22 protein-coding genes are annotated in these 26,096 nt (G+C 58.2%); 14 read left to right on the top strand and 8 right to left on the bottom strand.

Features of this window, described 5'->3' with window-relative positions; translation table 11 throughout:
- Window positions 1–6 precede the first annotated feature (6 nt).
- On the bottom strand, window positions 7–1,011 hold the full coding sequence (gene argC / locus AB1748_RS01390; protein WP_367395922.1) for an N-acetyl-gamma-glutamyl-phosphate reductase: 1,005 nt from the start codon (window positions 1,009–1,011) through the stop codon (window positions 7–9).
- A 167-nt stretch (window positions 1,012–1,178) separates the two neighbouring features.
- On the opposite strand from argC, the gene argE reads away from it, so the two are divergent.
- Together argE and ppc are read left to right on the top strand one after the other, a co-directional pair.
- Complete coding sequence (gene argE / locus AB1748_RS01395; protein WP_111140424.1) at window positions 1,179–2,327, top strand: acetylornithine deacetylase; 1,149 nt, start codon at window positions 1,179–1,181, stop codon at window positions 2,325–2,327.
- Between the two features lie 352 nt (window positions 2,328–2,679).
- Window positions 2,680–5,331, top strand: a complete 2,652-nt coding sequence (ppc, locus tag AB1748_RS01400; RefSeq protein ID WP_111140423.1) for a phosphoenolpyruvate carboxylase — start codon at window positions 2,680–2,682, stop codon at window positions 5,329–5,331.
- Window positions 5,332–5,414: 83 nt separating this feature from the next.
- On the opposite strand, the gene metF is transcribed toward ppc, so the two are convergent.
- The 3 genes from metF to metB all read right to left on the bottom strand — a co-directional run bounded on the left by metF (window position 5,415) and on the right by metB (window position 10,112).
- Window positions 5,415–6,314 (bottom strand): methylenetetrahydrofolate reductase, encoded by a 900-nt coding sequence (metF, locus tag AB1748_RS01405; RefSeq protein ID WP_111140422.1) that lies wholly within the window; start codon window positions 6,312–6,314, stop codon window positions 5,415–5,417.
- Window positions 6,315–6,513: 199 nt separating this feature from the next.
- Window positions 6,514–8,949, bottom strand: coding sequence for a bifunctional aspartate kinase/homoserine dehydrogenase II (locus AB1748_RS01410; RefSeq protein WP_111140421.1), 2,436 nt, complete (start codon window positions 8,947–8,949; stop codon window positions 6,514–6,516).
- 2 nt (window positions 8,950–8,951) lie between these two features.
- Window positions 8,952–10,112: a cystathionine gamma-synthase gene (metB, locus tag AB1748_RS01415; RefSeq protein WP_111140420.1), complete on the bottom strand. Its 1,161-nt coding sequence runs from the start codon at window positions 10,110–10,112 to the stop codon at window positions 8,952–8,954.
- Window positions 10,113–10,385: 273 nt separating this feature from the next.
- Between metB and metJ the strand changes: the two genes are divergently transcribed.
- Window positions 10,386–10,703, top strand: coding sequence for a met regulon transcriptional regulator MetJ (gene metJ / locus AB1748_RS01420; RefSeq protein WP_009088019.1), 318 nt, complete (start codon window positions 10,386–10,388; stop codon window positions 10,701–10,703).
- A gap of 241 nt (window positions 10,704–10,944) precedes the next feature.
- Here the strand turns inward: metJ and rpmE are convergent, their stop codons facing one another.
- Window positions 10,945–11,160: a 50S ribosomal protein L31 gene (gene rpmE / locus AB1748_RS01425; protein WP_003851227.1), complete on the bottom strand. Its 216-nt coding sequence runs from the start codon at window positions 11,158–11,160 to the stop codon at window positions 10,945–10,947.
- Window positions 11,161–11,386: 226 nt separating this feature from the next.
- Here rpmE and priA point away from each other — a divergent pair, with 226 nt between their 5' ends.
- The 6 genes from priA to rraA all read left to right on the top strand — a co-directional run bounded on the left by priA (window position 11,387) and on the right by rraA (window position 18,549).
- Window positions 11,387–13,582, top strand: coding sequence for a primosomal protein N' (priA, locus tag AB1748_RS01430; RefSeq protein ID WP_111140419.1), 2,196 nt, complete (start codon window positions 11,387–11,389; stop codon window positions 13,580–13,582).
- Window positions 13,583–13,746: 164 nt separating this feature from the next.
- Window positions 13,747–14,784 carry a DNA-binding transcriptional regulator CytR gene (gene cytR / locus AB1748_RS01435; protein ID WP_111140418.1) on the top strand — a complete coding sequence of 346 codons (1,038 nt, stop codon included), beginning with the start codon at window positions 13,747–13,749 and terminating at the stop codon, window positions 14,782–14,784.
- 153 nt (window positions 14,785–14,937) lie between these two features.
- The gene (gene ftsN / locus AB1748_RS01440) at window positions 14,938–15,939 is read left to right on the top strand and encodes a cell division protein FtsN (protein ID WP_367395923.1); all 1,002 of its coding nucleotides are present in this window, start codon (window positions 14,938–14,940) and stop codon (window positions 15,937–15,939) included.
- 88 nt (window positions 15,940–16,027) lie between these two features.
- Complete coding sequence (gene hslV, locus AB1748_RS01445; RefSeq protein WP_111140416.1) at window positions 16,028–16,558, top strand: ATP-dependent protease subunit HslV; 531 nt, start codon at window positions 16,028–16,030, stop codon at window positions 16,556–16,558.
- Window positions 16,559–16,568: 10 nt separating this feature from the next.
- Window positions 16,569–17,906, top strand: a complete 1,338-nt coding sequence (gene hslU / locus AB1748_RS01450; RefSeq protein WP_111140415.1) for an HslU--HslV peptidase ATPase subunit — start codon at window positions 16,569–16,571, stop codon at window positions 17,904–17,906.
- A gap of 157 nt (window positions 17,907–18,063) precedes the next feature.
- Window positions 18,064–18,549 carry a ribonuclease E activity regulator RraA gene (gene rraA, locus AB1748_RS01455; protein WP_111140414.1) on the top strand — a complete coding sequence of 162 codons (486 nt, stop codon included), beginning with the start codon at window positions 18,064–18,066 and terminating at the stop codon, window positions 18,547–18,549.
- A 54-nt stretch (window positions 18,550–18,603) separates the two neighbouring features.
- Here the strand turns inward: rraA and zapB are convergent, their stop codons facing one another.
- Window positions 18,604–18,843, bottom strand: coding sequence for a cell division protein ZapB (gene zapB, locus AB1748_RS01460; protein ID WP_003851242.1), 240 nt, complete (start codon window positions 18,841–18,843; stop codon window positions 18,604–18,606).
- 393 nt (window positions 18,844–19,236) lie between these two features.
- Between zapB and AB1748_RS01465 the strand changes: the two genes are divergently transcribed.
- From AB1748_RS01465 to glpX, 3 genes are all read left to right on the top strand, one after another.
- On the top strand, window positions 19,237–20,091 hold the full coding sequence (locus tag AB1748_RS01465; protein WP_367395924.1) for an MIP/aquaporin family protein: 855 nt from the start codon (window positions 19,237–19,239) through the stop codon (window positions 20,089–20,091).
- A gap of 30 nt (window positions 20,092–20,121) precedes the next feature.
- A complete protein-coding gene (glpK, locus tag AB1748_RS01470; protein WP_367395925.1) occupies window positions 20,122–21,636 on the top strand; it encodes a glycerol kinase GlpK in 1,515 nt (504 codons plus the stop codon).
- A 95-nt stretch (window positions 21,637–21,731) separates the two neighbouring features.
- Entirely contained in the window at window positions 21,732–22,742 is a 1,011-nt protein-coding gene (gene glpX / locus AB1748_RS01475; protein ID WP_367395926.1) for a class II fructose-bisphosphatase, read from the top strand.
- Here the strand turns inward: glpX and emrD are convergent.
- Window positions 22,732–23,925 carry a multidrug efflux MFS transporter EmrD gene (emrD, locus tag AB1748_RS01480; protein WP_111140700.1) on the bottom strand — a complete coding sequence of 398 codons (1,194 nt, stop codon included), beginning with the start codon at window positions 23,923–23,925 and terminating at the stop codon, window positions 22,732–22,734. The genes glpX and emrD overlap by 11 nt on opposite strands.
- A 273-nt stretch (window positions 23,926–24,198) precedes the next feature.
- On the opposite strand from emrD, the gene fpr reads away from it, so the two are divergent.
- A complete protein-coding gene (fpr, locus tag AB1748_RS01485; RefSeq protein ID WP_367395927.1) occupies window positions 24,199–24,945 on the top strand; it encodes a ferredoxin--NADP(+) reductase in 747 nt (248 codons plus the stop codon).
- Here fpr and AB1748_RS01490 read toward each other — a convergent pair.
- Complete coding sequence (locus AB1748_RS01490) at window positions 24,936–25,370, bottom strand: DUF805 domain-containing protein (protein WP_293770509.1); 435 nt, start codon at window positions 25,368–25,370, stop codon at window positions 24,936–24,938. The two genes, fpr and AB1748_RS01490, sit on opposite strands and share 10 nt — an antisense overlap.
- Before the next feature lie 97 nt (window positions 25,371–25,467).
- Here AB1748_RS01490 and AB1748_RS01495 point away from each other — a divergent pair, with 97 nt between their 5' ends.
- Window positions 25,468–26,058, top strand: a complete 591-nt coding sequence (locus tag AB1748_RS01495) for a DUF1454 family protein (RefSeq protein ID WP_111140728.1) — start codon at window positions 25,468–25,470, stop codon at window positions 26,056–26,058.
- Window positions 26,059–26,096: the final 38 nt, after the last annotated feature.

Genomic DNA, 26,096 nt, shown 5'->3' on the forward strand with positions numbered 1-26,096 from the left:
TATCCGTTAAATCAGTGACTGCGTTTCAGGGAAGCCGAACCGGATGTTCAGGCACTGTACCGCCTGCGATGCCGCGCCTTTCAGCAGATTATCTTCGGCGGCCACTACAATCAGATGCTCGCCCTGCATCTCAAAACCGATATCGCAGAAGGGCTGACCCACAACGGCTTTCAGCGCAGGTACGCCCTGCTCATAGAACCGCACCAGCGGTTTATCATCATAGGCACGATGGAACACTGCGGCGACATCATCACGGCTGACACCCGCTTTCAGACGACAGGTAATGGTCGCCAGAATACCGCGAGGGAAACTCCCCAGATGCGGCGTGAAGATCACCGGCGTACCGAGGTGCGCGACAATTTCCGGATGATGGCGATGATTGAACAGGCCGTAAGGCTGCAGGCTGACCTCGCAGAAGCTGGTGCCGACATTGGCTTTACGCCCGGCACCGCTCACGCCGCTGGTGGCATTGATGACCGGCCACTGCGCGTCGTTTAACAGTCCGGCATCCACCAGTGGCTTCAGTGCCAGCTGAGCGGCAGTCGGGTAGCAGCCGGGCACGGCCACCAGCTGCGCCTGCTGAATCTTCTCGTGCTGATATTCCGCCAGGCCGTAAACGGCCTTATCCAGCCACTCGCCATGCTGATGGGTGAAGCCATAGAAGCGGGTGTAGAAGTCGGCGTCGTTGACGCGGAAGGCGCCCGACAGATCGAACACCACGCAACCGGCCTTGAGAAATTCGGGCGCCAGATCGTGGCTGACTTCATGGGCGGTCGCCAGGAACACCACATCCACTTTGCCCGCCCACTCCGCCGCGCTGCTGAGCGGCTGCAGCGGGAGATCCACCACGCCTTTCAGCTGCGGATGGAGGTCGGACAGGCGCTTACCGGCATCAGGGCTTTGCGCGGAAACCGCCAAAGCGGTTATGTTGATATGTGGATGACGATTCAGGAAGGTGGCTAGCTCTGTACCAGCGTAACCACTGGCACCAACGATCAGCGTATTCAACATCAGGCTGTAACCCTTTTTACAGTCGCACATTCCGGGTCGCGGCCTTGCCCCGTTACCCACCCTGTCATCTGCAGCGATTTAAGGTTCCCTTGCAGAGGACGTTAATGTATTTTTATTCACTATTACTGCATGAATATGGATACATCCTAACCCAAGGACCGCCAACAGTGAAGACAAAATTACCGCCTTTTATTGAACTGTACAGCCAGTTAATCGCCACACCCTCGATCAGCGCAACCGATGCCGCACTGGATCAGAGTAATGAAACTTTAATCAGTTTGCTGGCAGGCTGGTTCCGCGACCTCGGCTTCAGCGTTGAAGTGCAGCCGGTGCCAGGAACGCGCAACAAATTTAATATGCTGGCGCGCACCGGTAGCGGCGCGGGCGGCCTGCTGCTGGCGGGTCATACCGACACCGTGCCCTTTGATGATGGCCGCTGGACACGCGATCCTTTTACCCTGACCGAGCACGACAACAAGCTCTATGGTCTGGGCACGGCCGATATGAAAGGGTTCTTCGCCTTTATTCTCGATACGCTGCGCGATGTGGATGTCAGCACGCTGAGTAAGCCGCTCTATATTCTTGCCACGGCGGATGAAGAGACCACCATGGCCGGAGCCAAATATTTTTCTGAATCGACGCAGCTGCGCCCCGACTGCGCCATCATTGGTGAACCGACCTCGCTTAAGCCGGTCCGTGCGCACAAAGGCCATCTGTCGAACGTGATCCGTATCGAAGGAAAATCGGGCCACTCCAGCGATCCGGCGCGTGGCGTTAACGCTATCGAGCTGATGCATGAGTCGATCACCCACCTGATGCAGCTCCGCACGACGCTGCAGGAGCGCTATCACCACGATGGCTTTGCCATCCCCTATCCCACCATGAATTTCGGTCATATTCATGGCGGTGATGCGGCGAACCGTATCTGCGCCTGCTGTGAACTGCACATGGATATCCGTCCGCTGCCCGGCCTGTCGCTTGGCGATCTCGACGGGCTGCTGAATGAGGCGCTGGCCCCGGTCAGCGCCCGCTGGCCAGGGCGTGTCACCGTGGCCGAGCTGCATCCGCCAATCCCGGGTTATGAGTGTCCGGCTAATCATGAGCTGGTCAGTGTGGTCGAAAAACTGCTGGGCACGCCTACCGAAATCGTTAACTACTGCACCGAAGCGCCGTTTATTCAGCAGCTCTGTCCGACGCTGGTACTGGGGCCAGGTTCAATTAATCAGGCACATCAGCCAGATGAGTTTATCGATACGGCATTTATTAAGCCGACGCGGGCGCTTATCAGTCAGGTTGTGCAGCATTTTTGTCACTGATTAACAGCAAATGGGGCATTTCACTGCAATAACAGCAAAATGCCCCCTCAATCTGCGGGATTTAACAATAAGAATAACTTATCCCGCTTCACTCCCCATAAATACCAATAATTCCCGTTATTTAGCCGCTACTTCGCCGCACTTTATCTCATTTGACGAATGCAACATTACGTGGCTAGATACAAGACGATGTTATACCCACCGGGTGATTATCCAGAGCGTTTCAGAAAGCGGACAGGCGGCAACGGCGCCGGTTCCCCTCCGTGAGCCGGGAACAACACGTTGCTGATTTTCGGCTGCCTGAAAGGTCGGGTGTAGAAGTTTTTCAAGACGATAAGGGTGTCAGGGTCCAATGAACGAACAATATTCCGCAATGCGAAGTAATGTCAGTATGCTCGGCAAACTGCTCGGGGATACGATTAAGGATGCACTGGGCGAGAACATCCTCGACCAGGTGGAAACCATCCGTAAGCTCTCCAAGTCATCCCGCGCAGGCAATGACACTCATCGTAAAGAACTGCTCAATACGCTGCAGAACCTCTCCAACGAGGAGCTCCTGCCGGTGGCGCGCGCGTTCAGCCAGTTCCTTAATCTGACTAACGTAGCGGAGCAGTATCAGACCATCTCGCAGAGTGGCGAGGGTGAGAACCATCCTGAACTGCTGAAAAAGACCTTTGATACCCTGAAGCAGCAGAAAGATATTCGCGAAAGCGACATCCTGACGGCGATTGAGTCGCTGTCGCTGGAGCTGGTGCTGACTGCCCACCCGACCGAAATCACCCGCCGCACGCTGATCCACAAGCTGGTTGAGGTCAACAGCTGCCTGAAACAGCTCGATCACAGCGATGTCTCCGACTACGAACGTAATCAGATCATGCGCCGTCTGCGCCAGCTGGTCGCCCAGGCGTGGCATACCGATGAGATCCGTAAATATCGCCCTACCCCGATCGACGAAGCGAAATGGGGCTTTGCCGTGGTGGAAAACAGCCTGTGGGAAGGCGTTCCCGCCTTTCTGCGTGAACTGAACGAGCAGGTCGAAGAGGCGTTCGGCATCAGACTGCCGGTCGATTTCGTGCCGGTTCAGTTCACCTCCTGGATGGGCGGTGACCGCGACGGCAATCCGAATGTGACGGCGTCGATTACCCGTCATGTGATGCAATTAAGCCGCTGGAAAGCCACCGACCTGTTCCTGCGCGATATTGGCGTGCTGATCTCTGAGCTGTCGATGTCAGAGTGCAGCGAAGAGATCCGCGAACTCAGCGGCGATCCGGAGGCGCTGGAACCCTATCGAGTGATTCTGAAACGCCTGCGCAGCCAGCTGATGAACACGCAGTCGTTCCTGGAGCATCGCCTGAAAGGGGAACGCCTGCCGCGTCCGGCCGACCTGCTGGTGTCTAACGACCAGCTGTGGGATCCGCTGTTCGCCATCTATCAGTCCCTGCAGAAGTGCGGCATGGGCATCATCGCTAACGGCCAGCTGCTCGATACGCTGCGCCGCGTGAAATGTTTTGGCGTGCCGCTGGTGCGTATCGATCTGCGCCAGGAGAGCACCCGTCACACTGAAGCGATTGCAGAAGTGACCCGCTACCTGGGCCTGGGCGATTACGAGAGCTGGTCCGAAGCGGATAAGCAGGCTTTCCTGATCCGTGAACTGAACTCCAAACGTCCGCTGCTGCCCCGCAACTGGGAACCAGGCGATGAAACGCGTGAAGTGCTGGAGACCTGTCGCGTCGCGGCCGAAGCGCCACAGGGCTCTATCGCCGCCTATGTCATTTCGATGGCGAAAACCCCCTCTGACGTGCTGGCCGTTCACCTGCTGCTGAAAGAAGCCGGTATCAGCTATGCGATGCCGGTGGCGCCGCTTTTCGAAACGCTGGATGACCTGAACAACGCTAACGACGTCATGAGCCAGCTGCTGAGCATCGACTGGTATCGCGGCTTTATTCAGGGCAAGCAGATGGTGATGATTGGCTACTCTGACTCGGCGAAAGATGCCGGTGTGATGGCCGCCAGCTGGGCGCAGTATCAGGCGCAGGATGCCCTGATCAAAACCTGCGAGAAAGCCGGGATCTCCCTGACGCTGTTCCACGGACGCGGAGGCAGCATTGGCCGTGGCGGTGCGCCTGCTCATGCAGCACTGCTGTCACAACCACCGGGCAGCCTGCGTGGCGGTCTGCGCGTGACCGAACAGGGTGAGATGATCCGCTTTAAGTATGGATTACCTGAGGTGACTATCGCCAGCCTGTCGCTCTACACCGGCGCGATTCTGGAAGCGAACCTGATGCCGCCGCCGGAGCCGAAACGCGAATGGCGCGACATTATGAATCAGCTCTCGGCTGACTCCTGCGCGATGTACCGCGGTTACGTGCGTGAAAATGCTGATTTCGTGCCCTATTTCCGTTCGGCCACGCCGGAACAGGAGCTGGGTAAACTGCCACTGGGCTCGCGTCCGGCCAAGCGCCGGCCAACCGGCGGCGTGGAGTCGCTGCGTGCTATTCCCTGGATCTTCGCCTGGACGCAGAACCGCCTGATGCTGCCCGCGTGGCTGGGGGCCGGTGCGGCTCTGCAGCAGGCGATGGCGGCAGGCCATCAGGATCAGCTTGAGGCGATGTGCCGCGACTGGCCGTTCTTCTCTACCCGTCTGGGGATGCTGGAGATGGTCTTCTCGAAAGCGGACCTGTGGCTGGCGGAATACTATGATCAGCGCCTGGTGGATAAATCGCTCTGGCCGCTGGGCAAACAGCTGCGCGATCAGCTTGATGCGGATATCAAAGCAGTGCTGACCATCGCCAACGACTCGCACCTGATGGCTGACCAGCCGTGGATTGCCGAGTCGATCGCGCTGCGTAACGTCTATACCGACCCGCTTAACGTCCTGCAGGCGGAATTGCTGCATCGTTCACGCGCCCAGGAAGCGCGCGGCGAAGAGCCGGATGCCCGCGTGGAGCAGGCACTGATGGTCACCATCGCCGGTGTTGCCGCCGGGATGCGTAACACCGGTTAATCCGGCGCTGATGAGCGTCGGCGGGCAGTGATAAAAAAAAGTCGGGCGATGCCCGACTTTTTTATTGTCTGCGCGTGGCGCGATTATGCCGCCGCAGCAGCAGGCCGTACGCCCAGGGTGTGGCAGATGGCGTAACTCATTTCAGCCCGGTTCAGCGTATAGAAATGAAAATCTTTCACCCCCTCGCGCGACAGAATTTTCACCATATCCATGGCGATATTGGCCCCCACCATTTTGCGCGTCTCCGGATCGTTATCCAGCCCGGCAAACATTGCATGCATCCAGCCCGGCACACGCACATTAGTCAGTGTGGCAAAGCGTTGCAGCTGTCTGAAATTGGAGACCGGCAGGATGCCCGGCACGATTTCCACATCAATACCGGTCGCCACACAGCGATCGCGAAAACGTAAGTAGCTTTCCACGTCGAAGAAGAACTGGGTGATCGCCCGGCTGGCGCCCGCATCAATTTTGCGCTTCAGGTTAATCAGGTCAGCCTGGGCGCTTTTTGCTTCGGGATGCACTTCCGGATAGGCGGCGACGGAGATATCAAACTCGCCGACTTCTTTCAGCAGCGACACCAGATCGCTGCCATACATCTCCGGTTTGCCACTGCCGGGCGGCAGATCGCCGCGCAGCGCCACAATATGACGAATGCCATTGTTCCAGTAATCCTGTGCGATAGCGCGCAGCTCGTCACGCGTGGCATCGACACAGGTCAGATGGGGCGCTGCCTCCAGACCGGTACGATCTTTAATGCCTTTGATGATGCTGTGGGTGCGGTCGCGTTCCCCGGAGTTCGCGCCGTAGGTCACAGAAACGAATTTCGGCTTCAGGCTGCTCAGGCGATCGATTGAGCTCCACAGGGTCTCTTCCATTTCGTGGGTACGAGGCGGAAAGAACTCAAAGGAAACATTAATTTGCCCGTTCAGCTCTGCCAGGCTCTGGTTTAGCGCTTCGCGCTGATTAGCATGAAAGAAACTCATCCTGCACCCTCATCGATTAATAACCGGCCTGTAAACATCTACACGTTTAGACGTCCAGAAGTTCAAAATGACGCAATCTGCGTCTGCCGTCAACTTAAAAATAATCAACAGACGTGCGTCATTGTCAGCCAGCGTGAAGGTGGCTGCGCAGGGCAGAGGTAACACATTGAAAACAGGCGCCGAAGCGCCTGAGGAGGCGTTAAAGCAGTTGGGCGAGGCGATTAATGTCTGACTGAATAGCGCCTGCGGTGACATCCCGGCCCGCGCCAGGCCCGCGGATCACCAGCGGGTTATCCCGATACCAGCGACTCTCAATTGCGAAGACGTTATCACACGGCAGCAGCGAGGCCAGCGGATGCTCCGGACGGACCGCTTCGATGCCCACGCGCGCCTTGCCGTTCGCGTCAAAGCGGGCGACGTAACGCAGCACCAGATCCATCTCCTGCGCGGCTTCCAGTCGCTGCAGCATCTGTTCGTTCAGCTCTTCGCCGTTTTCAAAGAAGTGGTCAACCGAACCCTGCTGACAGTTGTCAGGCACCAGCGACTCCACCCGCACCTGATCCGGCTCGATGTTATAGCCCGCCTCACGCGCCAGGATCACCAGCTTACGCATCACATCCTGACCTGAGAGGTCAGCGCGCGGATCAGGCTCGGTTAATCCCTGCTGCCACGCCTGATCCACCAGCTCGGTAAAGGGCACGGTGCCGTCAAACTGCAGGAACAGCCAGGAGAGCGTCCCGGAGAAAATTCCGCTGATGGCCAGAATGGTATCGCCGCTGTCGCGCAGATCGCGCACGGTATAGTTGATAGGCAGACCCGCGCCCACCGTTGCGTTATAGAGCCAGTGACGTCCGGTTTTGGTAAAGGCATCCCGGATCTGCCGCCATGTCTGACTGTCGGAGGCCCCCGCGACCTTGTTGGCACTGATCACATGGAAACCGTGGCTGGCGAAGTCGAGATATTGCTGCGCCAGCGGGGTGCTGGCGGTGACATCCAGCACCACCAGATCATCAAACGGATGGGCGCGCATCCAGAGGAACAGCGACTCCTCATCGCGCTCCACGGCCTCGTCATCAAAGAAGGCGAGCGCCCGGCTGGCATCCAGCCCCTCATAGCTCAGCAGGCTGCGACGGCTGTCCGCCACGCCCGCCAGCAAAAATTCAAAGCCGGTACGCGCTGACAGTGTCTCCTGCTCACGGGCAAACAGCTCCAGCCAGCGCGAACCGATATTGCCTTTGCCAAACAGCATCAGGCCGATGCGCTTTTCAGCACGGAACAGCGACTGATGCAGCCCCTGGATCAGATGCCGGGTCGGCCCGACGCGCAGCACTGCCACCACGCTGATGTGCTCTTCTGACTGCCAGATGAACTCGATCGGCTGATCTTTTAACTGCTGCCAGAAGCGATGGGTATGCAGCGGGTTGCGGGTGACGCCTGCGCCAACCAGCGCCACCAGCGCCAGCCCGTCGCGCAGCTGCAGATGACCCGGTAAACCCGCGTCCTGCAGCAGCGCAAAGGCGCTGTTGACCACTTCGGAGGTATAGCAGAGTTGCAGAAGCTGGCGATCCGGATGCACACCAAATGCCAGCGGACGCAGCTGCGCTCGCTTCAGCAGCAGGTCGATCTCTTTATGCAGGATCGCGAAGTCATGCTGCTCCGGGAGCTGAATCTCGATCAGGCAGACATCGTCATGGCTGGTGACGATCCGCGCACCGGTACCGGAAGCCAGGACGCGTTCAATACGGGTAGACCCCTGCTCCGGCTGATAACTGCAACGCAGCTGCAGATCGATATCGCTGCCGGAGACCGGCTGCAGGGTGCGGGTGTGCAGCACCGGGGCCGCCAGGCGCGCCAGCTCGCTGGCTTCATCCAGCCTTAACAGCGGCAGCAGACAGGCGTCCGAAACTTTACGGGGATCGGCGCTGTAGACGCCCGCCACGTCGCTCCAGATGGTGACACGGCCGACACCCGCCAGCGCACCAATCTGTGTGGCGGAGTAGTCGGAGCCGTTGCGGCCCAGCAGCACCGTTTCACCGGCGTCGTTGCGGCTGATAAATCCGGTGACCACGATGCGCTTGTGAGGATGCTGCGCCAGCAAGGTCTGCAGCAGCGGCCAGGATTTGCCCTCATCCACCTGCGGCTGAGCTGCACGTTCAGCCCGCAGAAACTCGCGTGCATCCAGCCAGCAGGCCTGCAGATCGCGCTGGCTCAGCACCGCAGACATCAGGCGCGCCGACCAGATTTCACCATGTCCGACCACTTCGGCGTAGACCGCATCGGTGATCGGCGCATCCAGCAGGGCAGCCAGCTTCTCCAGATCGCGAATAAACGCGCCGATCAGCGGTTCCGCAACTTCAGCAGGCAGGAGCGCACTAATCAGCTCGCTCTGGTAGCGCCGTAACGCCTGTTGCACCTGGTGCGCAGAGAGGCGATCGCTCTGGCTCAGCGTCAGCCAGCTTATCAGCTGGTTGGTGGTTGAGCCGGCGGCAGAGACCACCATCAGGTCGCCCGGCTGGCTGTAGTCCGCCATAATGCTGGCAACGCGCTGGTAGCAGCGTGCATCGGCCAGGCTGCTGCCGCCAAACTTGTGCAACTGCCGGATATCTGGCGTTCCTGCGCCTGCTGAAATCATCATGCTTAACCCTCGGCTGCGACCCGGAATGCATTATCCAGATCGGCTATTAAATCTTCGTGATCTTCGATGCCGACAGAAACCCGCAGCAGCGTATCGGAAATGCCCGCTGCCGCGCGTGCTTCTGCTGACATCCCCGCGTGCGTCATGGTGGCGGTATGGGAGATCAGACTCTCCACACCGCCCAGCGATTCGGCCAGCGTAAACAGCCGCAACGCTTTCAGGAAGCGACGCAGCAGCGCCTCATCACCCTCGACCTCAAAACTCAGCATGGCACCAAAGCCGCGCTGCTGACGTACGGCATATTCGTGTCCGGCGTTCTCCGGCAGCGAAGGATGATACAACTTTTTCACCAGCTTCTGCTGCTGCAGATATGCCACAATCGCCAGGGCATTACGTTGCGCCGCCGCAATACGTGGTGCGAGAGTACGAATCCCGCGCAGCAGCAGATAACTGTCAAACGCCGCGCCGGTCACGCCGATATTGTTCGCCCACCAGGCCAGATCGGTCGCGTGCTGCGGATCGCGGGCAATCACCGCACCCGCAACCACGTCGGAGTGACCATTCAGGTATTTGGTGCAGGAGTGAATAACCAGGTCGGCGCCCAGCGCCAGCGGGTTCTGCAGGGCCGGACTCATAAAGGTATTGTCGACAACGCTGACGGCACCCGCCGCGCGTGCCGCCGCGCAAATCCCGCTGATATCGACCACGCGCAGCAGCGGATTGCTGGGGCTTTCAATCAGCACCAGCTTAGGTTTTTCATCCAGCGCCGCCTGCAGCGCCACCGGATCACCCTGATCGACAAATTTCACCCGATACGCGCCGCGTTTGCTCAGGCTGTCAAACAGCCGATAGCTGCCGCCGTAGCAGTCGTGTGGCGCAACCAGCAGATCGCCAGGCTTCAGGAACAGCGTACTCACCAGATGAATCGCCGACATGCCGGTATTGGTTAATACCGCACCCGCTCCCCCTTCCAGTTCCGCCAGCGTACGCTGAACAACATCACGCGTCGGGTTACCACGACGGGAGTAGTCATGCGCGCGCGGCTCATTGAAATCCAGGAAGTTATAGGTCGTCGAGAGGTGAATGGGCGGGACAACGCAGCCATACTGTTCGTCATCATTCAGACCGCTGCGCACTGCGATAGTTGCCGGTTTACGCGTCATGAGCGAATTGTTCCTGAAGAGTGAAGAAAATGTAGCACACAGGATATCACCCCTTAATTAGACGTCAATACATCTGGACATCTAAATGTCTTTGCGTATAGATTGAGCAAACCCGCAATAACCGCTAAAATTATGCGTCATCGCCTGGCGTTCCCCTCTGTGCAGCAGAGGTTGTGAGCGAAGAAAACCCGCCATATCAGGGGTCAGGCAGGAAAAAATCAGGCATAATCCGCTGATTTCCTCACATTTAACGTTTATTAATTAAGGTAACCCATGGCTGAATGGAACGGCGAATATATCAGCCCGTACGCTGAGCACGGTAAGAAGAGCGAGCAGGTCAAGAAGATAACGGTTTCTATCCCCTTGAGTGTGCTGAAGATTTTAACGGATGAGCGTACCCGTCGTCAGGTGAACAATCTGCGCCACGCGACCAACAGCGAACTGCTTTGCGAAGCTTTTTTACATGCTTTCACGGGCCAGCCGCTGCCGGATGACGTTGACCTGCGCAAAGAGCGCAGCGATGAGATCCCGGAAGAGGCAAAAGCGATCATGCGCCAGATGGGCGTCGATCCGGACACCTGGGAATATTAATCCGTCAGGCTCCTTCGCTTTACCCGTTTCAGAGAAGCAGGCTCCGCTCAGGGAGCCGCTTTCCTGACCCGCCCTGCTCCGCTTATGCCCGCTTCAGTTCACAATATTCAGACGTTCACGCTGTCGCCGGCCTGGTCAGGCTGCCGGGAGAGGGTTTTCGCCATCACGCAGACATAAAAAAACCCAGCCGAAGCTGGGTCTTTTCTGCCGCCGAACCCGCAGGTTCAGGTGCCTTTTAATCTTATTTTTTAGCGCCTGGCACGCTGAAACGCTTGTTAAAGCGGTCAACACGGCCACCAGTTGCCACTTCACGCTGCTTACCGGTATAGAACGGGTGGCATTTGCCACAAACGTCCAGGTTCAGTTCGTGAGTCAGAGTAGAACGGGTGTGAATCTCGTTGCCGCAGGTACATTTGATAGTAACTGCTTCGTATTTCGGGTGAATACCTTGTTTCATGGGAAACCTCATAAAAGGCCGTGTCGCTCTCCGTGCCAGGCGTTAACCTGCACAGCACCACACGCGGTTGAACGTAAAAGTGTATACTCCGGCCAGATCTTTCTCACCGAAGGCCGCATATTATACAGATAACTTTTGATTGCTGCAAATCTATCCTGAGATACCCGCCAGCCGGGTACAGCGTGTACACTAGCTTCCCCGATGATTGAGCCGGAAAGAGAGAGTTATGCCCGTCGTTCAGGTTGCCCTGCCCGTCCCGTTGCCCCGCCTGTTTGATTATCTGCCGCCGCAGGGCGCGCAGCCGGTCATTGGCGGCCGCGTGAGTGTGCCCTTTGGCAATCGAAAAATGATCGGCATCGTGGTCGCCTTCCGCGACAGCAGCGACCTGCCGGAAGCGCAGCTCAGGCGGGTCGGCGAGGTGCTGGATAGCGAGTCACTCTTTCCGCCCTCGCTCTGGCGCATTTTGAACTGGGCCGCGCACTACTATCACTCGCCGCAGGGCGAAGTCCTGAGCCACGCAATTCCGGTGCTGCTGCGTCAGGGGAAAGCGGCGCAGGATACTCCGCTATGGCGCTGGGAAATCACCGAGCTGGGCCGGGCGACCGCGCCAGAGAGCCTGAAGCGGGCGCCTAAGCAGCAGCAGGCGCTGGCGGCACTGCGTCAGCAGCCGCTCTATCGTCATCAGACTGGCGATCACGATCTCACCGACGCGACCCTGCAGGCTCTGCGCGCCAAAGGGCTGTGCGAACTGCATGCGCATCAGCCGGACCGGCATGACTGGCGGTCAACCTATGCCGTCAAAGGCGAGCGTCTGCGCCTGAATACCGACCAGGCGATGGCCGTCGGCGCCATTCGGGCCGATGATGAGAACTATGCGGCCTGGCTGCTGGCGGGGATTACCGGTTCCGGCAAAACCGAGGTTTACCTCAGCGTACTGGAGAATGTGCTGGCGCGCGGTAAACAGGCGCTGGTGCTGGTGCCTGAGATTGGCCTGACCCCGCAGACTATCGCACGCTTTCGTGAACGTTTTGATGCCCCCATTGATGTGCTGCATTCCGCCCTGAACGACAGCGAGCGGCTGGCCGTCTGGTTGCGTGCGCGACGCGGCGAAACGGCGATTGTCATTGGAACCCGCTCGGCGCTGTTTACCCCGCTGGCGCGTCCTGGCGTCATTATTATTGATGAGGAGCATGACAGCTCCTACAAACAGCAGGAGGGCTGGCGCTATCAGGCGCGCGACCTGGCTGTCTTCCGCGCGCATGAAGAGAACATCCCGATTGTGATGGGCTCCGCGACACCGGCGCTGGAGACGCTGCACAACGTGCGCAGCGGCAAATATCGCCAGCTCGACCTGACAAAACGTGCCGGTAACGCCAGACCGGCGCTGCAACAGCTTATCGATTTAAAGGGCGTGCAGCTGATCGGCGGCCTGGCTCCAGGCCTGATCGCGAAAATGCGCCAGCACCTGCAGGCCGACAACCAGGTGCTGCTGTTTCTCAACCGCCGGGGGTTTTCGCCCGCCCTGCTCTGTCACGACTGCGGCTGGATTGCCGAGTGTACCCGCTGTGACCGCTACTACACGCTGCATCAGCATCATCGCCAGCTGCGCTGCCATCATTGCGACAGCCAGCGTCCGCTGCCCAATCAATGCCCGCAGTGCGGTTCGACCCATCTGCTGCCGGTCGGTGTGGGCACGGAGCAGCTTGAGCAGCAACTCGGCACCCTCTTCCCCGGCGTGCCGGTGTCGCGTATCGATCGCGACACCACCAGTCGCAAAGGGGCGCTGGAGCAGCATCTGGCCGACGTTCACCGCGGTGGCGCACGCATCCTGGTCGGCACTCAGATGCTGGCCAAGGGCCACCACTTCCCTGACGTCACGCTGGTGTCGCTGCTGGATGTCGACGGTGCGCTGTTCTCCGCGGACTTTCGTGCGGCGGAGCGCTTTGCCCAGCTCTACACTCAGGTCGCCGGGCGGGCTGGCCGGGCGGGCAAACAGGGCGAAGTTCTGCTGCAGACGCATCATCCGGAGCATCCGTTACTGCAGACGCTGCTGCATCAGGGCTATCCGGCGTTCGCCCAACAGGCGTTACTGGAGCGACAGGCGGTTCACCTGCCGCCCTGGAGCCGCCATGCGCTGTTCCGCGCCGAAGATATGGATAACCAGCAGGCAGCAGAGTTTCTGCAACAGCTTCGCAACCTGCTGGAGGCGAGTCCGCTGAATGATCAGGCGATGTGGTTTATGGGGCCTCTGCCCGCGCTGCAGCCCAAACGCAGCGGGCGCTGGCGCTGGCAGCTGCTCTTACAGCACCCCTCCCGCCAGCGTCTGCAGCAGTTGCTGAGCAGCTCGTTACCGCTGGTTTCAACCCTGCCCGCCGCCCGTAAGGTTAAATGGACGCTGGATATCGACCCGACGGAAAGCTGATTTTTTCTGACACTGCGAGCGGGATCGAAAATTGTCGCTTAAGTCACAATTTTTATGCAAATTAAGTAACAACCGGCCGGGCAATCGTTAACAATGTTGCCCGGTTTGCTTTTATGTCAGGCAAAAACAGAATCGAACGCGCCATAACGCGTCAGGAGCATGTGTTGGAGCAGAATCAACAACCGCCCGCCGCCACGATGAAGGATGTCGCGGAACACGCGGGTGTCTCAACCGCCACCGTATCGCGTGCGCTGATGAACCCGGAGAAAGTCTCTGCGGCCACCCGCCAGAAAGTCGAGCAAGCGGTTGCCGCCGTTGGCTATTCGGCTCACGGTCCCGCGCGCAACGCACGGCGTAACGAGACGCGAACTATCCTGGTTATTGTCCCTGACATCTGCGATCCCTTTTTCAGCGAAATTATTCGTGGCGTTGAAGTCGCCGCTGCCGAAGAGGGCTATCTGGTCCTGATTGGCGACTGCGCCCATCAGAATCAGCAGGAGAGAACCTTTCTTAACCTGATGGTTACGCGGCAGATAGATGGCATGGTGCTGCTCGGTTCCCAGCTGCCCTTTGACGCCAGCATTGATGAGCAGCGCAATCTGCCGCCGATGGTGATGGCGAATGAGTTCGCGCCGGAGATGTCCCTGCCCTCGGTTCACATCGATAATCTGACCGCCGCCTTCGAAGCGGTGAATCATCTGCTACAGTTGGGCCACACGCAGATCGCCTGTATCGCCGGGCCGCAGGAGATGCCGCTCTGCCAGTATCGCCTGCAGGGCTACGTACAGGCGATGCGTCGCAGCGGGCTGACGGTCGATCCTGCCTATATCGTGCGTGGCGATTTTACGTTTGAAGCGGGTGTGGCTGCCATGAACCAGCTGATGACGCTGCCGCAGCCTCCGCGCGCACTGTTCTGCCACAGCGATATTATGGCGCTGGGCGCGATGAATCAGGCCAGACGCTGCGGCGTGCGGATACCGGAGGATCTCTCTGTGGTTGGCTTCGATGATATTGAGCTCTCCCGTTACTGCGAGCCGCCGCTCACAACGGTCACGCAGCCGCGTTACCAGATAGGCCGCGAAGCGATGCTGTTGCTGCTGGATGAGCTGAATGGCAAACGGGTGATCAGTGGCTCGCGGCTGCTGGATGCCGGTTTAACCATTCGGGGCAGCACAGCGCGCGCAAAAAAGCGTGAAAAATAAGCCTTTTCGTCTGATTCTTTTCAGTAGATTCTTAAGGCGAACACTGCTGGTCAAAGTTCCGACCCTTAAGTAACATGACGGACTCCTTGCCGGGCGCGTAAGCATCACTATTTCGCCCATCAGGCACTATTTTTGAAGGGTATAAGAACGAGAGTGGCACAAAAAGATTATGTAGGCCGCGGGCGTTCAACAGGGACGCGTCGCAAAAAAAGCCCCAGCCGTGGCAAAAAGAGCAAAGGCGGCTCGGGCATTTCTAAGTTGATGATTGTACTGGCGGTCGCAGTGCTGGTGACCTTTGCCGGTGGTTTATGGTTCCTGGCGCATCATAAAAAAGAGGACGTGCCGGTCATTACGGATCATAAAGCCAACGGCAATGGCTTACCGCCGAAGCCAGAAGAGCGCTGGAAATATATTAAAGAGCTGGAAAATCGTCAGATTACCGTGCCGACCCCTATCGAGCCTTCATCGGGTGGCGAAGTGAAGTCGCAGACACAGCTGACCGATGAGCAGCGTCAGCTGCTGGAGCAGATGCAGGCTGATATGCGTCAGCAGCCGACTCAGCTCAACGAAGTGCCGTGGAACGAACAGACGCCGGCGCAACGCCAGCAGACGCTGCAGCATCAGCAGCAGCTGCAACAACTGCAACGTCAGCAGCAACAGGTTCAGCAGCAACAGCAACGCCAGCAGCAGCAGGTTCAGCAGCAGCAACGTCAGCAGTTGCAGGCTCAGCAACAGCAGCAGCGTCAGCAGCAGTTACAGCAACAACAACTGCGTCAGCAACAGCAGCAGGCACAGCAACGCCAGCAGCAGCAGCAGCAGCAAAATGTACAGCGCCAGACGCAGCAGGCCGCGCCGATTACGCGTGAACCAGAGGCGCAGTCAAAACCGCAGGAAACGGCAAAAGTGAAACCGGCTGAAAAGGCCTCTTCACAGCGCTGGATGGTGCAGTGTGGTTCGTTTAAAGGCACCGACCAGGCTGAATCGGTCCGAGCCGGCTTAGCCTTTGAAGGTTTTGAAAGCCGGATTACTACTGGCGGCGGCTGGAATCGTGTGGTTATCGGTCCTTATAAAGATCGCGCCTCGGCCGACAGCACCCTGAAGCGCCTGCGCAGTTCCGGACACAGCGGCTGCATTCCACTCTCCATCGGGGGTTGAAACCCGTCAAACCCGCCCCATATCTGTTGCATGATACTCCGCGCCCGGTGCGCGGAGTCCTTTTCCGACTGCAACAAGGGGTCTGCCCGTGACAACAATAGTAAGTGTACGACGCAACGGCCAGGTAGTGATTGGCGGTGATGGCCAGGCTACGCTCGGCAATACCGTGATGAAAGGCAACGTCAAAAAAGTGCGTCGTTTATACAACGATAAGGTGATTGCCGGTTTTGCTGGCGGCACCGCAGACGCCTTCACCCTGTTTGAACTGTTCGAACGTAAGCTGGAAATGCATCAGGGCCATCTGGTCAAAGCGGCGGTGGAACTGGCCAAAGACTGGCGTACCGACCGTATGCTGCGTCGTCTGGAGGCCTTACTGGCCGTTGCGGATGAGTCCGCATCGCTGATCATCAGCGGTAACGGTGACGTCATCCAGCCTGAAAACGATCTGATCGCTATCGGCTCCGGTGGGCCTTTCGCTCAGGCAGCGGCACGCGCGCTGCTGGAGAATACCGAACTGGGCGCACGCGACATCGTTGAGAAGTCGCTGAACATCGCGGGTGATATCTGCATCTACACAAACCACAACGTTAATTTCGAAGAATTAACGTCTAAGGCGTAAGGGTATAAATATGTCTGAGATGACTCCACGCGAAATCGTCAGCGAACTGAACCGTTTTATTATCGGCCAGGACAGCGCCAAGCGCGCCGTGGCTATCGCACTGCGTAACCGCTGGCGCCGCATGCAGCTCGACGAAGAGCTGCGCCACGAAGTGACCCCTAAAAACATCCTGATGATCGGTCCGACCGGTGTCGGTAAAACCGAGATTGCCCGTCGTCTGGCGAAGCTGGCCAATGCGCCGTTCATCAAGGTTGAGGCCACCAAGTTTACCGAGGTCGGTTATGTCGGTAAGGAAGTGGACTCTATCATTCGCGATCTGACCGATTCGGCCATTAAGATGGTGCGCAGTCAGGCGATTGAGAAGAATAAATATCGCGCCGAAGAGATGGCTGAAGAGCGCATTCTGGACGTGCTGATCCCACCGGCTAAAAACAACTGGGGTCAGTCAGAACAGAGTGCTGAACCCTCTGCGGCGCGTCAGTCATTCCGTAAGAAGCTGCGCGAAGGCCAGCTGGATGACAAAGAGATTGAGATCGATCTGGCGGCCAGCGGGCCGGGTGTTGAAATCATGGCCCCTCCGGGCATGGAAGAGATGACCAGCCAGCTGCAGTCGATGTTCCAGAACCTGGGCGGCCAGAAGCAGAAAGCCCGCAAGCTGAAGATCAAAGAAGCGATGAAGCTGCTGATCGAAGAAGAAGCGGCAAAACTGGTCAATCCGGATGAGCTTAAACAGGACGCCATCGACGCCGTTGAGCAGCACGGTATCGTATTCATCGATGAGATCGACAAAATCTGTAAGCGCGGCGGCCAGAATTCAGGCGGCCCGGATGTGTCACGCGAAGGCGTGCAGCGCGACCTGCTGCCGCTGGTTGAAGGCTGCACCGTCTCCACCAAGCATGGCATGGTGAAAACGGACCACATCCTGTTTATCGCCTCCGGTGCGTTCCAGGTAGCCAGCCCTTCCGATCTGATCCCGGAACTGCAGGGTCGTCTGCCGATTCGTGTTGAGCTGCAGGCGCTGACCGTGAACGATTTCCAGCGCATTCTGACCGAGCCGAATGCCTCGATTACCGTGCAGTACAAGGCGCTGATGAACACCGAAGGGGTAAACATTGAGTTTACCGAAGAGGGGATTCGTCGCATCGCAGAAGCCGCGTGGCAGGTCAACGAAACCACCGAAAACATCGGTGCGCGTCGTCTGCATACCGTGCTGGAGCGTCTGATGGAAGATATCTCCTATGACGCCAGCGATCGCTCCGGTGAGTCTGTGACCATCGATGCGGAGTATGTCGGCAAGCATCTGGATGTGCTGGTGGCAGACGAAGACCTGAGCCGCTTCATTCTCTGATTCACCGCTTTATGCTTTTCAGAAGCCCAGCCCACCCGGCTGGGCTTTTTTGTGCATGTTCTTGATCGAACGATGCTTTTTTCATACTGATGATTTTGCCAACAATCTGCATATAGCGATATACTTACCTCTCCTGTGGCAAACAGACGAAACCCTTATGAAATACGATACATCTGAACTCTGCGATATCTACCATGAAGAAGTGAATGTTGTTGAACCGCTTTTTTCAAACTTCGGTGGGCGCACTTCATTCGGTGGTCAGATTACCACAGTGAAATGCTTTGAAGACAACGGCTTACTTTACGATCTGCTGGAAGAAAATGGCCGGGGTCGGGTACTGGTCATCGATGGCGGCGGCTCTGTCCGTCGGGCGCTGGTGGATGCGCAGCTGGCGCAGCTGGCGGCGGCCAACGAGTGGGAAGGGCTGGTCGTGTACGGTTCGGTGCGGCAGGTGGATGAGCTGGAAGAGCTGGAAATTGGCATTCAGGCCATTGCGGCGATCCCGGCTGGCGCAGCGGGTGAAGGGATTGGCGAAAGCGATGTGCGCGTCAATTTCGGCGGCGTCACCTTCTTCTCCGGCGACCATCTCTACGCTGACAATACCGGTATCATTCTGTCAGAAGACGCGCTGGACATCGAATAGCGCAGACATGAAAACGGGTGCCAGAGCACCCGTTTTTTCACGTCAGCTGAGGCTTCAAACCTCTTCCATTTTTCCCAGCAGCGCACGCAGACGTTCCTGCCACACATGCTGCTCTTCTTTCAGGTGCTGATTTTCACGCATCAGTGCATCGTGGTTGCCCGCAACCTGTTGCGCATCGTTACGCAGTGAGTTGTTCTGCTCTTTCAGCTCTTCGATTTCCATCTGCAACAGGGTGATGGTATCAATCGCCTGCTGTACTTTCGCTTCCAGTTTCTCAAACACTTCAAATGACATCTTTCTGACCTCTCCTAAATTCTGCAAGGCGTTGATGATGCCAGCTTAAGCCAGCAACGTTGTCCCGATTGTATGTAGCCTCACCCCGCAAGTCCAGCAACGTGGCCGCCGCGCGCGCAGTCTGTAACACTTTTCAGTCAATCCCTGAAACCGGGCGTCGCAGAAAACAGCCGTGGTCCGATCCCACGGCAACAGGGCGCGAATTGTGGTTAAAGAAAGCCGGAATACGCGAAATCGCGCATTTTTATGACACAGTACACAAAAAATGATTTCGCTATTTCTCGTTTATGTTCGTTAACGATAAATTCACATCAGCCCTACATCAAAGCTGGGTGACTCATGGACTGAGAACAAAAACTGATAAAATTTAACCTCGCTTCAGGAACCACTATTATGAGTCAGACAACTAACACGCTCAAAGGTCAGTGTATTGCCGAATTTCTGGGGACAGGCTTGATAATCTTCTTTGGCGCAGGCTGTGTGGCTGCTCTGAAACTCGCCGGTGCCGCATTCGGTCAGTGGGAAATCTGCATTATCTGGGGCTTAGCCGTCTCAATGGCGGTGTATCTGACCGCAGGCGTTTCAGGCGCACACCTGAACCCTGCCGTGACGGTCGCGCTCTGCCTGTTCGCCAGCTTCGACGGTCGTAAAGTACTGCCCTACATTCTGGCGCAGGTCGCCGGCGCATTCTGCGCGGCCGCGCTGGTTTATGGTCTTTACTACAGCCTCTTTTTCGATTACGAGCAGAGTCATCAGATGGTGCGTGGCACCGTTCAGAGTCTGGATCTGGCGGGCATCTTCTCTACCTATCCTAACCCGCACATCAGCGTCGGTCAGGCGTTCCTGGTCGAGATGGTCATTACCGCTGTACTGATGGCAGTGATTATGGCGCTGACCGACGATGGCAACGGCGTTCCGCGTGGCCCGATGGCACCGCTGCTGATTGGCCTGCTGGTTGCCGTTATCGGCGGCTCGATGGGTCCACTGACCGGCTTCGCCCTGAACCCGGCGCGTGATTTCGGACCGAAGCTGTTCGCCTTCATCGCAGGCTGGGGTAACGTGGCGTTTAGCGGTGGTAAAGATATTCCTTACTTCCTGGTCCCTGTTTTTGGCCCGCTGGTCGGTGCCTGCCTGGGCGCAGTAGGATATCGCACTCTGATTGGTCGCTACCTGCCAGGTATCGCGCAGGCACCTGCAGATGCCCCGGCAGACAAACCCGTTGCACGCGCTCAGCAGCGTAAAGCGTAAGTTTCACCTTTTATCATCAGGACTGAATTTATGACTACCACAACAGATAAAAAGTATATTGTCGCGCTCGATCAGGGCACAACCAGTTCGCGTGCCGTGGTCCTCGATCACGACTCAAATATCGTCGCGGTATCGCAGCGCGAATTTACCCAGATCTACCCGAAAGCGGGCTGGGTTGAGCATGATCCAATGGATATCTGGGCGTCGCAAAGCTCGACACTGGTAGAAGTGCTGGCGCACGCCGACATCCGCTCTGATGAGATTGCGGCAATCGGTATCACCAACCAGCGTGAAACCGCGATTGTCTGGGAAAAAGAGAGCGGCAAGCCGATCTACAACGCCATCGTCTGGCAGGATCCGCGCACTGCGGACTACTGTAACAAACTGAAGAAAGAGGGTCTGGAAGAGTACATCCAGCACACCACCGGCCTGGTGATTAACCCCTACTTCTCCGGCACCAAAGTGAAGTGGATTCTGGATCACGTTGAGGGTGCGCGTGAGCGTGCAAAACGTGGCGAGCTGCTGTTCGGCACCGTGGATACCTGGCTGGTCTGGAAAATGACGCAGGGTCGTGTGCATATCACTGACTACACCAACGCCTCCCGTACCATGATGTTCAACATTCACAAGCTGGAGTGGGATCAGCGCATGCTGGATATCCTGGATATCCCGCGTGAAATGCTGCCGGAAGTGAAGTCCTCCTCAGAGGTCTACGGCCAGACCAACATCGGCGGTAAGGGCGGCACCCGTATTCCAATCGCCGGTATCGCCGGTGACCAGCAGGCCGCGCTGTATGGCCAGCTCTGTGTTCAGCCTGGCATGGCGAAAAATACCTACGGCACCGGCTGCTTTATGCTGATGAACACCGGGACTGAAGCGGTAACCTCCACGCACGGCCTGCTGACCACCATTGCCTGTGGTCCGCGCGGTGAAGTGAACTATGCGCTGGAAGGTGCAGTGTTTATTGGCGGTGCCTCTATTCAGTGGCTGCGCGATGAGATGAAGCTGATCAGCGAAGCCGCTGACTCTGAATACTTCGCGATGAAAGTCAAAGATACCAACGGCGTCTACATGGTGCCGGCGTTCACCGGCCTGGGCGCGCCTTACTGGGACCCGTATGCCCGTGGCGCGATCTTCGGTCTGACCCGTGGTGCTAACTCCAACCACATCATCCGCGCGACGCTGGAGTCTATCGCTTATCAGACGCGCGACGTGCTGGAGGCGATGCAGAACGATGCCAACACCCGCCTGCAGGCGCTGCGTGTGGATGGCGGTGCGGTCTCCAACAATTTCCTGATGCAGTTCCAGGCTGACATTCTGGGCACCCGCGTTGAGCGCCCGGAAGTCCGCGAAGTGACCGCGCTGGGTTCTGCTTATCTGGCCGGTCTGGCCGTGGGCTTCTGGCAGGATCTGGACGAAGTGCGTGCGAAAGCCGTTATCGAACGTGAGTTCCGCCCGAGCCTGGAAACCACCGAGCGTAACTTCCGTTATGCCGGCTGGAAAAAAGCGGTTGCCCGCGCTCAGGCCTGGGAAGAACAGGAGTAATATCGGGGCCCGCGGCGACGATCGTCGCGGGCCTTTCCCCGCCCCACTGCCCCGCTGTGTTACACTGCCTGCCTGTTTTTTGTCAGGTAGATGCCATGAAACGAGAACTTGCCATTGAATTTTCCCGCGTAACCGAAGCTGCCGCCCTGGCGGGCTACCACTGGTTAGGACGCGGCGACAAAAATGCGGCCGATGGCGCGGCTGTCCATGCCATGCGTCATGTCCTGAACTCCATTGAAATAGACGGTCAGATTGTGATCGGTGAAGGCGAGATCGACGAAGCGCCGATGCTTTACATCGGTGAAAGCGTCGGTACGGGTCGCGGTGACGCGGTCGATATCGCGGTCGATCCAATCGAGGGCACCCGCATGACGGCGCTGGGTCAGGCGAATGCACTGGCCGTGATGGCCGTGGGCGACAAGGGAAGCTTCCTGCACGCCCCCGATATGTACATGGAAAAACTGATTGTCGGCCCGGCGGCGCGCGGCGCGATTGACCTCGATCAGCCTCTGGAAACCAACCTGCGCAATATTGCGATCGCGATGAACAAGCCGCTGTCGCAGCTTACCGTCTCCATTCTGGCAAAGCCCCGCCATGACGCGTTGATCGGCCAGCTCCAGCAGCTGGGGGTGCGGGTGTTTACTTTCCCGGATGGCGATGTCGCGGCCTCGATTCTGACCTGCATGCCGGACAGCGAAGTGGATGTGATGTATGGCATCGGTGGCGCGCCGGAAGGGGTGGTCTCTGCGGCGGTGATCCGCGCGCTGGACGGCGATATGCAGGGCCGGTTGCTGGCGCGGCATCATGTGAAGGGCGACAGCGCCGAAAACCGCCGGCTCGGTGAGCAGGAACTACAGCGCTGTGCAGAGATGGGCATCGAAGCGGGTAAAAAACTGACGCTGAGTGAGATGGCGCGCAACGACAATGTGGTGTTTGCTGCCACCGGCATCACCAGTGGCGAGCTGCTGAAAGGCATCACGCGTCAGGGCAATATCGCCACCAGCGAAACCCTGCTGATCCGCGGTAAATCACGCACCATCCGCCGTATCCAGTCGATTCACTACCTCGACCGTAAAGATCCGGCGCTCCATCCGTTTATCCTGTAACCGGCTGGTTGCCGCGCTCCGGCTGACGAGAAAGCGGCAACCAGCAGAGCAGCATCACCAGCGCGGTGAAGAACATCAGCATCCCCAGGCTGAACTGATCGCGCTGCGGCATCAGGGCAGAGAGCCAGGCCACCAGGCCCGATCCCAGGTTCTGCATCCCGCCAATCAGCGCGCCTGCACTCCCCGCCAGCCAGGCATAAGGCTCCATCGCACCGGAGGTCGCCAGCGGGAACAGCATCCCGGCCCCGAAGAAGAACAGCGCCGCAGGCACCAGCAGCGTCCAGATATTCATGATGCCAAACCATGCCGGGATCCACATCAGGATGCCCGCCAGCAGGCAGCTGTTCACACCCCACCACATCAGGCTGTGCCAGGAGCCCTGCTCGCGCCCGGCGAACCAGGCACCAAAGAACGCCGCCGGAATCGGCAGAATGAACAGGATGCTGACGGTCAGGCTGGGCAGGCCAAGCACGCCGCCGAGCAGTACCCCACAGCTCGACTCAAAGACGGCGATCCCGGCCAGTGCGCCAATCAGCAGCACAATGTAGCGGACGAAATTGACGTCACTCAGCAGGCGAACGTAGCGCCTGAAGAAAGGCGTGACTTCCCCGCTCTGAGGCCGGGTTTCCGGCAGCCAGCGCGCCATCGCGCCGGTGACGGACAGACAGAGCAGCAGCAGGAAGGCAAAGCAGGCGTGCCAGCCAAAGAGCTGGGTCAGCAGCGCGCCAATAACCGGCGCCAGCAGCGGGCTGACCAGAATCCCCATGTTAAGCAGGCTGTTGGCGCGGCGCAGCGCGTGCCCCTCATAGAGATCGCGCGGCATCGTGCGCGCCATCACGCCCGCCACGCCGGTTCCCAGCCCCTGAATCGCGCTGCCCAACACCAGCATGTCGAGCGATGTCGACATCAGCGCAGTGACCGCGCCGATCATAAAGATCAGCATGCCCGTCAGGATCACCGGACGCCGCCCGACGCTGTCCGACAGCGGGCCGTAGATCAGCTGGGATCCGCCATAGGTCATCAGATAGGCAGCCATCACACGCTGCAGCGCACCATCCCGCACATTCAGGGCATCCGCCATTACCGACATCGCCGGGACATAGATCGTCTGAGCCATCTGCCCGACGGCCACCAGCACAATGAGCATCACCAGCAGCGGGCGATTTTCCAGTTTACTAATCATGATTCTGCAAAATATCTTTCTGTGAAAGGAGGTTTAAGCAGCGGTTCACCCGCTGGTCACCAGATTATGGCGGGCAAAATATCAGGATTGCGTGACAAAGCGAGAGGCGGGCAAAAAGGGCCGGGGTTGCGGCTGTCAATTTTATGGGCCAGCCTGTAAAGACAATAGAACAGTTTGACGATTAGAGCCTTTGCCGCTCCGCAGACTGGCATTCTCAGCGGGCAGTCGCGAAAATAATGACCTGCCTGAATAATCAACAATCCGGGAGTGATTATGGCTGAATGGGTCAATGCGGAAGTAAAGGAAGTGAAAAACTGGACGGATGCGCTGTTCAGTCTCCGGGTCAACGCGCTCATCGATCCCTTTGTCGCCGGGCAGTTTGCCAAGCTCGCGCTGGAAATCGACGGTGAACGGGTTCAGCGCGCCTACTCCTACGTCAACGCCCCCAGCGATGATCTGCTGGAGTTCTATCTGGTTACCGTGCCGGACGGCAAGCTGAGTCCGCATCTTCAGGCGCTCCGGCCGGGCGACCCGGTGATGATTACCAAAGAAGCGGCAGGATTTTTTGTGCTGGATGAAGTGCCGGATTGCAAAACCTTGTGGATGCTGGCCACCGGCACCGCGATTGGTCCCTATCTGTCGATGCTGCAGCAGGGCGAGGGTCTGGAACGCTTTGAAAACATCGTGCTGGTCCATGCCGCGCGCTACGCCGCCGACCTGAGCTTTTTGCCGCTGATGCAGCAACTGCAGCAGCGTTATCCCGGCCGGTTGCGTATTCAGACAGTGGTAAGCCGCGAAGCGATCGCCGGATCGCTGACGGGCCGGGTGCCGGCGCTGATCGAAAACGGTGAGCTGGAGCGGGCGACCGGACTCACCCTGGATGCCGACAGCAGTCATGTGATGCTGTGCGGTAATCCGCAGATGGTGCGCGATACCCAACAGTTACTGAAAGAGACGCGCGGAATGCGCAAGCATCTGAAGCGTAAACCGGGTCATATCACCAGCGAACATTACTGGTGAGGCGCTGGCCGGTATCGCACCGGCTGGGTCGCGGCACCAAACCGGTTAGCGCCGGGGGTGCCGCGAAAGACGCCGAGATCGAGCAGCAGACCCGCCAGTAAGACAAACGGAATCGCGCGCCCCAGCAGCCAGGGCAGAATTCCAGGCAGCATGCTCCAGTTCCCCGCGACCAGCAACCAGGCCACGATCACCAGAAAGCCCCAGTAGCCGCGACGGTTACGGTCGTGCAGTCGTTTGACGATGACTGCGCTGGCGGGCCACAGCAGACAGACCACGCCGAAGGCCGCCATCTGGGTATCAAGCCAGTCGTTAGCGGCAAAGACAAACAGAAGCGTGGTGGCCAGCAACCAGACCGCCTGCCAGATCCAGAAATCCCGGCGCCCCAGTCGGCCACGCCAGGAAAAACACCATTGTTGTAACGTCATGCATTATTATCCAGAGAAAGAGAACCGCCGCGCTTTTGACCTCGCGGATAAAAACCGTTTTAATTTGCGCCTGAGTTTACGGGTTAGGATCGACAAAATGAAGAATTTGCCTGGCGCACTGCTGTTATCCTTTGCGCTGACGGTTCCGGTATTTGCCGCCGACCCGCCACCACAGGAGCGGGCCGATACGCTGCCTGCTGCCCCCTATCTGCTGGCGGGCGCACCCACTTTTGATATGACTATCGGCCAGTTTCGCGAAAAGTATAATCAGGCCAACGGGACGCTGATGCTGCCGGAGTATCGTGCCATCGATAATCGTGGGGATAAAAGCAACCTGACGCGTGCCGCCAGCAAAATCAATGAAACCCTGTACGCCTCGACGGCGCTGGAGCCGGGTACCGGCAAAATCAAGACGCTGCAGATTACCTGGCTGCCCCTGCCCGGCCCGGATCAGAACGCCTCACAGCAAAAGGCGCTGACCTACATGACCGCCATGCTGCGCTTCTTTGTACCGGGATTAAGTGCCGATGAGGGGCGGAAAAAGCTGGAGGCACTGCTGAAGGAGGGGAAAGATCTTCCCTACTTTGCCCGGGTGGAAGGCGCACTCCGTTTTGTGGTGGCGGACCACGGCGACAAAGGGCTGACCTTTGCCGTTGAGCCGGTCAAACTGGCGCTCGCCAGCCCCTGAGGAAGTGGCTGAAAATGACGAAAAGCAAAGCCATCGCA

The organism is Pantoea sp. Ep11b (assembly GCF_040783975.1).
Lineage (GTDB): Bacteria > Pseudomonadota > Gammaproteobacteria > Enterobacterales > Enterobacteriaceae > Pantoea.